Annotated in this window: 13 protein-coding genes and 1 other annotated feature; of the genes, 3 read left to right on the top strand and 10 right to left on the bottom strand. The window is 46.5% G+C overall.

Translation table 11 applies throughout. The annotated features are described in order from the left end of the window. Positions 1-224: 224 nt before the first annotated feature. The 5 genes from JJE29_07485 to JJE29_07505 all read right to left on the bottom strand — a co-directional run bounded on the left by JJE29_07485 (position 225) and on the right by JJE29_07505 (position 5,294). The gene (locus JJE29_07485) at positions 225-641 is read right to left on the bottom strand and encodes a rhodanese-like domain-containing protein (protein MBK5252455.1); all 417 of its coding nucleotides are present in this window, start codon (positions 639-641) and stop codon (positions 225-227) included. 297 nt (positions 642-938) lie between these two features. Continuing rightward, positions 939-2,006, bottom strand: a complete 1,068-nt coding sequence (gene leuB / locus JJE29_07490; GenBank protein MBK5252456.1) for a 3-isopropylmalate dehydrogenase — start codon at positions 2,004-2,006, stop codon at positions 939-941. Next, positions 2,003-2,500 (bottom strand): 3-isopropylmalate dehydratase small subunit, encoded by a 498-nt coding sequence (locus JJE29_07495; protein MBK5252457.1) that lies wholly within the window; start codon positions 2,498-2,500, stop codon positions 2,003-2,005. Before JJE29_07495 ends, leuB begins: the two co-directional genes overlap by 4 nt. Continuing rightward, positions 2,497-3,768, bottom strand: coding sequence for a 3-isopropylmalate dehydratase large subunit (leuC, locus tag JJE29_07500; protein ID MBK5252458.1), 1,272 nt, complete (start codon positions 3,766-3,768; stop codon positions 2,497-2,499). The genes JJE29_07495 and leuC overlap by 4 nt, the downstream gene beginning before the upstream one ends. Beyond that, positions 3,765-5,294 carry a 2-isopropylmalate synthase gene (locus tag JJE29_07505; protein MBK5252459.1) on the bottom strand — a complete coding sequence of 510 codons (1,530 nt, stop codon included), beginning with the start codon at positions 5,292-5,294 and terminating at the stop codon, positions 3,765-3,767. The genes leuC and JJE29_07505 overlap by 4 nt, the downstream gene beginning before the upstream one ends. A 44-nt stretch (positions 5,295-5,338) precedes the next feature. Next, positions 5,339-5,587: a binding site (T-box leader), on the bottom strand. A 176-nt stretch (positions 5,588-5,763) separates the two neighbouring features. Between JJE29_07505 and ilvB the strand changes: the two genes are divergently transcribed. Beyond that, on the top strand, positions 5,764-7,386 hold the full coding sequence (gene ilvB, locus JJE29_07510) for a biosynthetic-type acetolactate synthase large subunit (protein MBK5252460.1): 1,623 nt from the start codon (positions 5,764-5,766) through the stop codon (positions 7,384-7,386). A gap of 1 nt (position 7,387) precedes the next feature. Then, positions 7,388-7,876, top strand: coding sequence for an acetolactate synthase small subunit (gene ilvN / locus JJE29_07515; GenBank protein MBK5252461.1), 489 nt, complete (start codon positions 7,388-7,390; stop codon positions 7,874-7,876). Positions 7,877-7,907: 31 nt separating this feature from the next. On the opposite strand, the gene JJE29_07520 is transcribed toward ilvN, so the two are convergent. Next, positions 7,908-8,327, bottom strand: coding sequence for a DUF1232 domain-containing protein (locus tag JJE29_07520; GenBank protein MBK5252462.1), 420 nt, complete (start codon positions 8,325-8,327; stop codon positions 7,908-7,910). Positions 8,328-8,434: 107 nt separating this feature from the next. Next, on the bottom strand, positions 8,435-8,752 hold the full coding sequence (locus JJE29_07525; protein ID MBK5252463.1) for a hypothetical protein: 318 nt from the start codon (positions 8,750-8,752) through the stop codon (positions 8,435-8,437). Between the two features lie 251 nt (positions 8,753-9,003). On the opposite strand from JJE29_07525, the gene JJE29_07530 reads away from it, so the two are divergent. Next, on the top strand, positions 9,004-10,143 hold the full coding sequence (locus JJE29_07530; GenBank protein MBK5252464.1) for a DUF362 domain-containing protein: 1,140 nt from the start codon (positions 9,004-9,006) through the stop codon (positions 10,141-10,143). 93 nt (positions 10,144-10,236) lie between these two features. Here JJE29_07530 and sdaAA read toward each other — a convergent pair whose 3' ends face one another. The 3 genes from sdaAA to JJE29_07545 are packed head-to-tail and all read right to left on the bottom strand — an operon-like array spanning position 10,237 to position 12,613. After that, positions 10,237-11,124: an L-serine ammonia-lyase, iron-sulfur-dependent, subunit alpha gene (gene sdaAA, locus JJE29_07535; protein MBK5252465.1), complete on the bottom strand. Its 888-nt coding sequence runs from the start codon at positions 11,122-11,124 to the stop codon at positions 10,237-10,239. A 2-nt stretch (positions 11,125-11,126) separates the two neighbouring features. Further along, positions 11,127-11,810, bottom strand: coding sequence for an L-serine ammonia-lyase, iron-sulfur-dependent subunit beta (gene sdaAB / locus JJE29_07540; GenBank protein ID MBK5252466.1), 684 nt, complete (start codon positions 11,808-11,810; stop codon positions 11,127-11,129). Between the two features lie 38 nt (positions 11,811-11,848). After that, positions 11,849-12,613, bottom strand: a complete 765-nt coding sequence (locus JJE29_07545; protein ID MBK5252467.1) for a transposase — start codon at positions 12,611-12,613, stop codon at positions 11,849-11,851. Between the last annotated feature and the right edge of the window lie 268 nt (positions 12,614-12,881).

Consider the following 12,881-nt stretch of genomic DNA (forward strand, 5'->3'; position numbering starts at 1 on the left):
CAGACCGGAAATTTGCTCATCAAGCTTCCTTCAGATTCGCAGTCACCCACGACACCCTTGCTCTTGGCTAACGCCTACGTCACCTTCGGCGTTCGGGACTTTCACCCTATAGATTGTGCCCATGCCGGGCACACATAGAAAAACCCCACGCTCGAAAGCGTGGGGCATACAGATCTATTTTTCGCATATAATGAGTATTATTATGCTCATTACTGCGGCGTTGTTCATTTGGAAGCATCTCCACTTCCGTCTTTGTCATGGGCTCCGTAATTTGAAAGAACATATCCCGGCTTGAAGGTTCCTGCAATATCCGAAATGCTATTTGCGATTACCTTAACGTCTTTATATCCTTTATTAAGCAGATATGCATAGACAATTGTCGCCCTGTTTCCTGATGTGCAGAAGATGGCAACGGTCTTGTCCATGGGTATTTCGTCAAGGCGGTCGGGTATTTCATTGGTTGGTATGTTGGTTGCGAAACCAAAGAATATCAATTCGTTCTCAGGTCTTGTTCGAACATCGAGAATGAAGGCCTCCCCGCTCCTTTGCAGTGCTATGGCCTTGTCGAATGGCATTTTGTGCCTTCCGTTGCCAAAATAGTCCAGATCAAAATTTCTCATCATTTCGTCAAACTTTTCCATTTAATCCTCTCCCTTTGCATATTTAATTTATACAATAATATTATCACAAAAATAGCTAGATTCGGGAAGTCGTAGACCTCATTTATTTTCTTTAATAATACTATCCATTAGCTCATGATAATTCATATCATCACCTCGATTTACTTTCCTCATGTAGAATACTTGAGCCTTATTGTGCAGGTGTTCACTTTCCCTTCCTTTCTCTTATTCCCTCACTATTAAATTTTGGAAGAAAATAAACCGTTGTCTTAAAGTTGAAACCAGTCCACGGAAAGTATATTCCATAGACTGGTTTTTTTACATTCGTGTGATTATTTCTTTGGTCATTTCCATAGTCCCTATCGGAATTTCGTTTTCCCGGGCAATATCCAGAGTTCTTTTGCCTTCCTTTAGAACCTTATATACGGCCGCCTCTATGGACGACGCGGCCTTTTCCTCTCCGAATGCATGCCTTAGAAGCATGGCGGCAGAAAGTATGGCCGCTATGGGGTTTGCAATGTCTTTTCCTGCAATGTCCGGCGCGGATCCGTGTATAGGCTCGTATATGCCCTTTCCGTCTGCGCGCAGGCTTGCAGAAGCCAAAAGGCCTATGGAGCCTGTTATTGCGGCGGCCTCGTCGGAGAGTATGTCCCCAAACATGTTTGGCGCCAGTATTACGTCAAACTGCCTCGGGTTTATTACAAGCTGCATTGCGGCGTTGTCCACATACATGTGGCGCAGCTTCACCGACGGGTACTCTTTGGACATGTTTTCTACCGTTTGCCTCCAGAGCCTCGAACTTTTGAGGACGTTTGCCTTGTCAACGCTGACAAGGTTCTTGCGGCGCTTGAAGGCCTCTTCGAAAGCCATGCGGGCTATCCTTTTTATTTCCATTTCCGAATAGCTCATTTTGTCCCATGCGATGTGTGAGTCATCGCTGAGAGAAACGCCCTTTTCCCCAAAATAGATTCCGCCTGTCAGCTCCCTGACAAAAAGTATGTCGAATCCATCTCCTATAATCCTCGGAGCCAGAGGAGAGGCGCCTTCCATTCCTGGCATTATGGATGCTGGCCTAAGGTTTGCGAAGGTTCCAACTTTCTTTCTCATTGAAAGGAGACCACTTTCGGGACGTTTCTCGCTCGGAAGGTCGTTCCACTTTTCTCCCCCTACTGCCCCGAGGAGTATTGCATCGGCCCTTTGGCAAAGGGCCTCTGTCGTCTCCGGGAAGGGACTGCCTGTTTCATCTATGGCAATTCCGCCGATTTTTCCGTATTCCAGCGATATATCAATATTATACTTGACGGCCGCTTTTTTGATTGCCTTTACGGCCGCTTCTGTCACCTCAGGCCCTATTCCGTCTCCAGGGAGAACTGCTATTCGCTTCATCTCTTGTCCTCCTTTTCTCCGGCAATCTTCGCCATGAGGCCGCCCTTCTTTATCATGTCCATCATAAATGGTGGAATGGCCTGAGCCCTGTATGTCTCGTTTCTTGTTTCATTTATTATTATTCCGCTCTCGAGGTCCACGCTTATTTCATCCCCTGTTTCGGCAGATTCCCCGGCCTCTGCGCATACGAATATGGGAAGGCCTATGTTAAACGCGTTGCGGAAGAATATGCGAGAGTACGACGAAGCCACTACGCATGAAATGCCGCTTGCCTTTATGGCCATTGGGGCGTGCTCCCGTGATGAACCGCATCCGAAGTTTAGCCCTGCAATTATCACATCTCCCTGCTCCACTCGCTTCTTGAATTCCTTGTCTATGTCCTCCATGCAGTGGGCCGCAAGCTCATCGGCCTTTGAGGCTCCAAGATACCTGGCCGGTATTATTACATCTGTGTCCACATTGTTCCCGTAGACATGGGCTTTTCCTTTGCTCATTTCATTACCTCCTCGGGGTGGGATATTCTTCCCGTTATAGCCGATGCCGCTGCAACCTCGGGGTTTGAAAGGTAGACCTCGGATTCGGGATGGCCCATGCGTCCCACAAAATTTCTGTTGGTGGTAGAGAGCGCCCGCTCTCCCTTTGCGAGTACGCCCATGTATCCCCCAAGGCAGGGTCCGCAGGTTGGGGTGCTAACTATTGCTCTGGCCTCTATGAATATTTCTATTATTCCTTCTCTTAGGGCATCGAGGTATATTTGCTGCGTTCCCGGAATTATTATTGTTCTTGTGCCCTTTGCCGCTTTTTTGCCCTTCATTATGTTTGCCGCCTTCCTTAGGTCATCGAGGCGTCCGTTAGTGCAGCTGCCTATTACTACTTGGTCTAGAACTATTTCATCGAACTCTCCGAAACGTTTTATGTTTGATGGAAGATGCGGAAACGCAACTACGGGCTCCACTTTTCCAAGGTCAATTTCTATGGTCCTTGCGTAGACGGCGTCTTTATCTGCCTTATAGGTTTCCGGGGTTTTATTTCCCCTTCCATTCTGGTAGGCCATGGTTGCTTCGTCAACCTCGAATATTCCATTCTTTGCCCCGGCTTCGATTGCCATGTTTGCTATTGTAAATCGGTCCGCCATGGATAGGCTTTTCATTCCCTCTCCACCGAATTCCATGGATTGGTAGAGCGCCCCGTCTACTCCTATGTCTCCTATGATGCTAAGGATTACATCCTTTCCCGAAACGTACTTTGGCAGCTCTCCCTTGAGCTCGAAGCGTATGGCTTCAGGAACCCTGAACCACGCTTTCCCTGTAGCCATTGCCGCTGCCATGTCGGTAGACCCTACACCGGTCGAGAAGGCCCCAAGGGCGCCGTATGTGCAGGTGTGCGAGTCTGCCCCTATAATGGCATCCCCCGAAACAACGAGCCCCTTCTCCGGAAGCAGGCAGTGCTCTATGCCCATGTCTCCTACATCGTAATATTTATCTATTTTCCGGGACGCAGCAAAGTTTCTAACCATTTGGCAGTTCATTGCAGACTTAATGTCCTTGTTCGGTATGAAATGATCCATAACCAGTATTGTTTTGTCTGCGGCCTCGATTTTTTCGATGTTTCTTTCCTCGAGTATGTTAATTGCCACCGGGGTTGTTATGTCGTTTCCAAGCACCCCGTCAAGGCTGGCCTCTATAAACTCTCCCGCCTCGATATGCTCCATCCCGGCATGCCTTGCCAAAATCTTCTGTGTCATTGTCATTCCCATTGTTATGCCTCCCTAGCCATTTTCTTGTCCGCCATGTCTATCCTGTTAATTGCACTTATATAAGCCAAGATGCTCGCCTCTACAATGTCGGTTGAAAGTCCGCGGCCCTTGTAGTTCTTGCCGCCGGCCTCTACAACTATGTCGGCGAGGCCCTGGGCATCCTTCCCTTGTGTTACGGCTGTTACATTGAAGCTTTTGAGTGTGGCTCTTATTCCCGTCATGCGCTCTATTGCGTTGAATGCCGCATCAACCGGTCCGTCGCCTTCACCTATTTCCTTGTTTATACCGCTTGCGTTCTCTATGGTAACCTCCGCCTTGGAGAAGCGTTCAAAGCCCCGCTGAACGGTGAATCCCTTGAGCGAGAATCTTTCATCTTGGCGGAACCTTTGCTTGTTTATGAGAGCATCTATGTCGTCCCTCTCGACTATCTTCTTCTTGTCGGCCAGGGCCTTGAAGGAAATGAATACATTCTCCATTTCGCTGTCGTCCATTTCGATTCCCATCTCCGTGAGGCGGTCCCTGAATGCATGTTTCCCGGAGTGTTTTCCAAGCACAAGATTAGTCTTCTCGAAGCCTACAGATTCAGGCGTCATTATTTCGTATGTGAGGGAATTGCTAAGCATTCCGTGTTGGTGGATTCCCGACTCGTGAGCGAATGCGTTCTTGCCAACTACGGACTTGTTTGGCTGAACCGCTACCCCGGTTATGCTGCTTACCAGCCTGCTGGTGCGTGCAATCTGCCTTGTATCTATGTTTGTCGTGATATCCAGAATGGATTCTTTTACTTTGCTTGCCATTATTATCTCTTCGAGGGCGGCATTTCCAGCCCTCTCCCCTATTCCGTTTACAGTGCATTCGAATTGTGTGACCCCAGCCTTGGCAGCTGCCAGAGTGTTTGCCACTGCCAGGCCCAGATCGTTATGGCAGTGTACGGACCACTGAGCCTTGTGATCATATTTCATGTTCTTGCGTATTGTCTCTATGAAAGAAAAGAACTCCTCCGGCATTGCGTATCCAACGGTGTCCGGAACATTTATTACAGTAGCCCCGGCGCTTATGACCTTGTCGAATATCTTGGCCAGGAAAATGGGGTTGCTCCTTGTTGCATCCTCCGCTGAAAACTCTATATCCGGGCATCGCTTTGCCGCATACTTCACCATTGCCTCCGCCCTCTCCATTACATCGAGGGGCTCCATCTTGAGCTTGTATTTCATGTGTATTTCGCTCGTGGCAATGAATGTATGTATCCTTGGCGCCTCGGCGCCTTTTATAGCTTCCCATGCGGCATCGATATCCTTTTTAGTTGTTCTGGCAAGAGAAGCCACGCTTGAATTCTTTATTGTTCCCGCAATGGCCTTAACCGCTTCAAAGTCCCCCTCCGAGGCTATCGCGAAGCCCGCCTCCATTACATCTACTCCGAGGCGCTCAAGCTGCCTTGCTACCTGCAGTTTTTCACCTAGATCCATGCTGAATCCCGGTGCCTGTTCACCATCCCTGAGTGTCGTATCAAATATGCTTATTCTTTGCGCCATGTCTATATCCTCCTTATTTTTGAATACAAAAAGACCCATCCTAATTAAAGGACGAGTCTATTACCCGCGGTACCACCTTTTTTACTCGCAAAAAACGAAAATAACGTTTCAAGTGCAAGCCTCTTCTGAGCGTTTTAATGCACCGGCCGATAATGAGGCCAATCATCACGCCCCTACATTTTCAGGGCGGCCGCTCCAGAGTGAGTAGTCTTCCGGATAAACCATCGGCTTCCACCACACGCCGACTCTCTATAGATTTATTTCCGAATAACGCTCTCTGTCATCGCGTTTTATGTTTTCGATATATTGTTGTTTATGATATCAACATATCCACAGCTTGTCAACAAAATAATTAAAAAAAACGAGTTTTTTCTGAATTGATCGATAAATGCGTATTTTCAGAAATTTTTATTGACATTCCGGTCTTAACATAGTTTAATAGTATTTAAAACTTCAAGGAGGAGCAGACATGGAAGGCGCGAAGATTATTATCGGATCAATTGAAAAGCACGGTGTCGACAGGGTCTTTGGGCATCCGGGAGGAGCCGTTTTGCCTCTTTATGAAGCCCTGAGAAATTCATCCCTGACGCATGTTCTGACCCGCACAGAACAGGGAGCCGCCCACGCTGCCAGCGGATATGCCCGCATGACCGGAAAGCCCGGCGTCTGCATTGTCACTTCCGGCCCTGGGGCAACCAATATAATAACAGGCATCGCTACGGCGCAGGCGGATTCTGTGCCCCTTGTAGTCATAACGGGTCAGGTACAAAGGGACAGAATCGGAACGGACGCTTTTCAGGAGGCCGACATTGCAGGGGCATCGGAGCCCTTCACAAAGCACACGTACCTTGTTCAGGACGCGGCGGACCTTCCCAGAATCATGAATGAGGCCTTCCACATAGCATCAACCGGAAGGCCGGGACCCGTACTCGTTGACATACCTGTTGATGTTCAAAAGGAAGATGTCCAAGCAGAAAATGACCCCTCTATAAACATACGGGGGTACAAACCGGTCTTTAAAGGCAACAGAAAACAGATAAAAGCGGCCATCGCCGCCCTTGAAAAAAGCGAAAGGCCTCTCATTTGCGCGGGGGGCGGAATCCTATGTTCGGGTTCCCGGACGCCGCTTAACATCTTTCTTCAGAAGACGGGCATTCCCGTTGTGCATACACTCATGGGCAACGGCGCTGTGGATATGGACCTTCCAAACGTGATGGGAATGATCGGCTCTCACGGACATCTCAGGGCCAAGCAGGCCCTCAAGGAATCAGACCTGCTTATTATAATCGGAGCGAGGATTTCAGACAGAGCCACGGCCGGAGGGCACATATTCGAACGCGAAAAAATCATACTGCATATAGACATAGACCCGGCTGAAGTGGGAAAGAACATAGAAACGCACATACCCATTGTCGGGGATGCCGGAGACGTGCTTATATACATGCTCAAGCACATGGATTTCACCAAAACATGGGATTGGAAGCCCTCAAGGACCCCATCAGAAGCAGTCGTTCCTATGAAGTCAAGTCCGGACAGGCTGGATCCGGCGGTGCTTCTCCATCATGTTTCCGAAAAGGCCGACTCGGACGCAATATTCACTGCAGACGTCGGTCTCAACCAGATATGGGCGGCGCGCCATATCACCATGTCCGGGAAACGCAGATTCTTGACATCCGGCGGTCTGGGAACAATGGGCTATGGGCTTCCATCAGCTATCGGAGCCAAAATGGCCGCGCCGGAAAGACAGGTTTTCGCAGTCATGGGAGACGGCGGAATACAGATGAGTCTGGGAGAACTTGGAACCTTGTCGGAATCCGGCGAAAAGGTGGTTATTCTTCTTCTTAACAACCAATACCTGGGCATGGTAAGGGAGCTTCAGGACAATGCCTACGGAGTCGATTGCCGACACGGAGTGTATTTTAAAAAGGGACCGGATTTCGTTCAAATTGCAGAGGCTTACGGACTGAAAAGCGCCCATGCATACAACATGGAGAGCTTCGGCAAAATCCTCGAGCAGTCTTTGTGCGGTCAGGACAGCTGGCTGATAGACTGCCGAATCGACCCCAAAATCAATTCCGTCAGGAGGTTTTAAGATGAAAAAACGAATATTGTCGGTACTGGTTGAAAACCGCGCCGGAGTTCTGTCCCGCATTGCCGGCCTTTTCAGCCGGAGGGGCTACAACATCGACTCGCTTTCCGTTGGAACCGTAGATGATCCTGCATTTTCTAGAATGACCATCGGAGTGACCGCTAACGACTGGCAGACCGAACAAATTATGAAACAGCTCAACAAGCAGATACCCGTGATAAAGGTTGCAGAACTTCTACCCGAAGACTCATTGATCCGCGAGATACTGATTATAAAGGTTTCCGCCACGGTTGAACACAGGCGCGAAATCAAAGACCTGGCCGATATTTACAAGGCCTCCGTTCTCGATGTGACACAAAATACAATGATTCTTGAAGTGACAGGCTCGGAAAAGAAAATCGAATCCTTCATAGAGCACATTCGCACCTACGGGCTCCTTGAAATGGCCCGCTCAAGCTCAGTGGGAATGCAGCGCGGCACGGCATCATTTTAAAGCGAAGACTTGCCGCTTTGTGTTTTAATGTCTATAATTGGATTTTCTTTTGCTCGGCCTTCCATATCCTGTACTTTTCCAAGTCCGACCTTGCTTGCTTTATTACGATGCCCAAAACGAATGCATCGTCCAGGTATCCTACCACAGGAATGAAATCCGGAATGACATCAATAGGAGTAAGCAAATATATGGCTCCGGCGATTATGACTACGATGGTTCCGATTGGAACATTGCGGTAGTTTCCCTTTACGTAGTCGGCCGCCATAGAAAACATCAGCATTATGTCATCGAGAAGCTCCGCGAAGGGGCCCTTGGTTTCTCTTGCCTTATCCAAGGCATCCGCGACAATCTTTTTCGTTTTTTCCTTGTCCTTAAGGGTTTCTTCAGCCCCTTCCTTAAGGCCGGCGAAAAATGCCATTGCCTTTTCTTTTTCCAGCAATCTCAGTTTCATAGCTCGTCATCCACCTTTCTTTCAATAAAAAATAACTAAGTGAAACCATTTTTCAACAAATGGTGCCATTCATCCCACGACTAAAGTCACTGGTGTTCTGGCGTTTCTTATAAAGTTTGAATGAAATCCCACCTAAATCCCTCAGCCGTCCCCTTCTGGTAAAAAGTCTGTCCCCGTATATCCGTCAAAGTGAGTGTATCTCCAGTTTCCGTCCCTGTCAACCGAAATCGTTCCTTGGCTCCGGCGTCAGCCGTCGAAAAGTATTCTTCAATTTCGAGAACCATGTTTCCGTTCGATGGTGTTCCTATAAGATTTCCGTCCTCGGTCGTTGTAATAGCAATTTTGAAAATAAGATAGTCCCCGGACAGTTGGTCAAACTGCCGAGGACTATAAGGGGGGTATGAATAACCTGATATGTTAATCACACTTAATTCTATTTTAATGCATAATTCATAATTTAACTATTAATTCTGCAAATTTATATATTAATGTTTTGTTACAGTCAATTTTCCGCTCAATATCCGTTTTGCTTATGTTTTGCTTATATTAAAAGCATTGTTCTGCAACTCTCTGTTTATTCTCTCCAACTCTTGTTTCTTTCCAATCATAGTCAAATCCTTTTTTTTAGACTATTATATGTGTATACATTGAATATTTTGTAAAGAAAGGAGAGATTATGTCCAAAGTTGTTGTAGTTAGATGCGAAACCTATGATAGGGAAGTAGTTTATGAAAAGGTAAGGGTGGGACTCGATTTCCTTGGTGGTTTAAATGTTTTCTTTGATTCATCGGAAAAAATACTTATCAAACCGAATCTATTGGCATCTAGCATGCCCGACAAATGCGTAACCACCCATCCCGCCGTATTCGAGGCTGTTGTACGTATCATGAAAGAAGAAGGTTTTAATATCAAATACGGAGATTCTCCGGGATTTGGAAACCCCGAAAAGGTAGCCGCCAATTCAGGGCTGAAGGAAGTTGCGGACCGCTACGGCCTTTCGTTTGCAGATTTCAGCGGAGGTGAAACGGTTGACTTTCCACAAGGGAATTTCACGAAACAATTCGAACTGACCCATGCAGTTGAAAAATCCGATGGAATTCTCAATCTATGCAAAATGAAGGCTCACCAATTGACAAGAATCACCGGAGCAGTTAAAAACTCGCTAGGACTTGTATACGGAATAAACAAAGGCGCCATGCACGTAAAATATCCGGATGCAATAAGCTTCTCAAAAATGCTGGTTGACTTGAATCTTCTTGTCAAACCGCGTCTTCATATAATGGATGGAATCATAGCCATGGAAGGAAACGGCCCACGGTCTGGAAATCCAAAACAGATGAATGTTATCATAATGTCGGACGACCCAGTTGCAATAGACGCTACATTCTGCCGAATGGTGGATCTTAATCCCGCGCTGATTCCCACGGTTTCCTATGGAGAATCATATGGCCTTGGAAAATGGAAAGAGGAGGATATTGAATATCTCGGAGACGACCCTAAGGAATTCATATCAAAAGACTTCGACATAGCGAGGGGACCTGTAAAGGCTGAAAACATAGCAATCGCTTCCATATTCAGAAGTCTAGCTCTTCGCAAGCCCTTTATAAATGAATCGGACTGCATCCGCTGCGGAGTCTGTGTAGATGCATGCCCTGTCGATGGAAAGGCTCTTGCATTCAAGGACGGAGATCGAAGCAATCCGCCTGTTTACGACTACAAGAAATGCATTAGGTGCTATTGCTGCCAAGAGATGTGCCCCGAGGAGGCAATAGACGTGAAAACGCCACTCCTTGGAAAATTATTCTTGTATCGATAAAATAATTATTGAAAATCCATTGCATAAAATCCTCAAAAAAAAAGATGAGTTCCGGAATCTCGGAACTCATCTTTTGCCTTTCTATTTGTCTCATCATATTTTAGGTGCATACAGTTCTTTTGAAATCTTTATCCCAGTAGGAGTGGTCGCCAACCCGCCCATCGCGGTTTCACGAAAAGTAGCCGGCAATGCTTTTCCTACTCTAAGCATTGCCTCGACAACCTCGTCAAATGGAATGAGGCTTTCAATTCCAGATAGCGCCATGTCTGCAGAAACCATTGCATTTGCAACTCCTAGGGCATTTCTCTTCTGGCACGGGCTTTCGACAAGGCCCGCTATAGGGTCGCATATTAGCCCCATAACATTCTTGAATGTCATTGCGCCGGCATGAAGCGACATCTCGGGCGTCCCCCCGGCCATTTGTACCACTCCGGCAGATGCCATGGCCGCAGCTGTTCCCGTCTCCGCCTGGCAACCCCCCTCGGCTCCAGAAACTGTAGCGTTCTGCATGACCAAAAGACCTACGGCAGATGCAGCGAACAATCCATCTATATGTTCATCTTCTGTCGACTCAAGCGTCTCACCGGCCGTTATTATAACTCCGGGAAGTATGCCGCATGATCCGGCCGTAGGAGCAGCCACTATATGTCCCATTGAAGCATTTACCTCCATTACCGAAAGTGCCCTCGCGACGGCTTTATTCATAACCGTCCCGGAAATACTTTTATCCTTCTTATTCCAATCATTGAGCTTACGGGCCTCCCCACCAATAAGTCCTCCAACGGATTTAATCTCATTTTCTATCCCCTTCTCCGCTGCGGCCCTCATGATTTCAAGCTTTTCCTTCATTTCGCCACGAATATATTCCATGCTTCTTCCCGAGATTTCCATCTCCCTAAGAATCATGATTTGCCCCATATTCTTTTCATGGGTACGGCATAGATCTATGAGTTCTTTTCCATTTCTAAATCCATAATCCATTACTACGCCTCCCCGTCAGTGAATATAATCGAATAGGCGTCTTTTACGCCATCAACATCATTGCGCAAGGTGGCCTCTATGCCCTCATCGAAGCTGTCATCCGCCTCAATCACCATAAATGCATCTTGGCCCTTGCTGTGGCGATAAACACTCATGAAGGCGATGTTTATTCCGAAATCCGCCAGAATTCCCGTGACCATTGAAATGACACCCGGACAGTCCCTGTGACGCGTTATAAGAGTGGGATATTCTCCGGTCAGCTTAAGTTTTAATCCGTCAATTTCAGTTATTTCGATATTCCCACCGCCGATTGAAGCCCCCATTATTTCCAAAGTCTTTCCACTAGATTGCTCTATGGTAAATTTCACAGTATTAGGATGAACATCACCTAAATCCGCCTTCCTAAATTCATATAGAAAACCCGATTCATCAGCTATCTTGAGGGCGTCCTTCAGGCGCTCATCGGAAGCCGAAATTCCAAGAAGCCCCGCAACGAGGGCCCTGTCGGTTCCGTGTCCTTTACAGGTTTTTGCAAATGAGCCGTGCAAATAAATGGTTGCTTTTTTGATGTCTCCCCGAGCAATCTTACGGGCCATAGCTCCAAGGCGGTTTGCCCCGGCAGTATGGGAACTCGAAGGCCCTATCATGTCCGGACCGATTACATCAAATGCGCTGTATTGTTTCATTGTTGCCTCCTTCGGACAAGGGGACAGGGACCTGTCCGCTATGCCCTCTCTACAATATTTTTCTTCACTCCAGTTACTCGAGCAATCTGTCTTATTGAAACACCGTCAATTGTCTTCAGGTACCTTAAAATCAAATTTTTCTTATCTTTCTCAAGCAAATCCACCGAAGTATTTTCTACTCCGTAGGTGCTTTTCACAATGCCGATAATTTCTTGATCCGATACTTTATGTTTATGTTTTTCTTTATACTCTATGAATCCTTCATCGCTTGCCTCTTCCATAAAGCTCTTAATCTTTTTTATTGCAAATTGCTTATTTTTTGAAAACATTCCCAAAATCAATTCTGTGTCCAAATCACTTTTTTCATAGGTGTAATCATGATAACTGCTCCAATTGTACCTGTCTAAGTTATCTACAATGCCGGCTTTGACAGGGTTTTGGTGTATATACCTTAATGCTGCCAACAAATATGCCTCGTTCTCAACAGTCTCGCTTTTATATCTTTCCTGAAACAAATGTCCGCATCTATCATACTTCCAGTTATACCAATACACAAAACTCGAGCATATCCTTTGCATAGACAATGAAACCGATTCTTCTTTCTCTTGCATTAATATATGAACATGGTTCCCCATTACGCAATAGCCAAATAACTTGAATTCTCCTTTAATCTTGGCACGCTTCATAACATTAATAAAGTATACGTAATCTTCATCATCTTCGAATATTGTCTGTCTGTTGATTCCTCTAATCATTATATGATAGATTCCCGTGTTACTTCTTTTTCGAGCTTTTCTTGGCATATTATACCACCTCGGCTATATAATAACATTGTCTGGCACAACAAACAAGATGGATTGATTTCGGACACGGTGCCTGTCCCTCTGTCCGATTAAGCAAAAGCCCGGATTTTATCTCCGGGCTTTGCTTCCTGCATTCCCGAAAAATTATAACGAGGAATGTCGTAAACCCTTGATTTGACGCTGTTTCAAGCATATTATCCTTGTAAAACCTTCCGAAACATGTTATAATTATAACGTGGAACGGAGGTACTACTATGGCTCTTGTATA

Source organism: Peptostreptococcaceae bacterium, assembly GCA_016649995.1.
In the GTDB taxonomy this organism is placed as follows: domain Bacteria; phylum Bacillota; class Clostridia; order Peptostreptococcales; family BM714; genus BM714.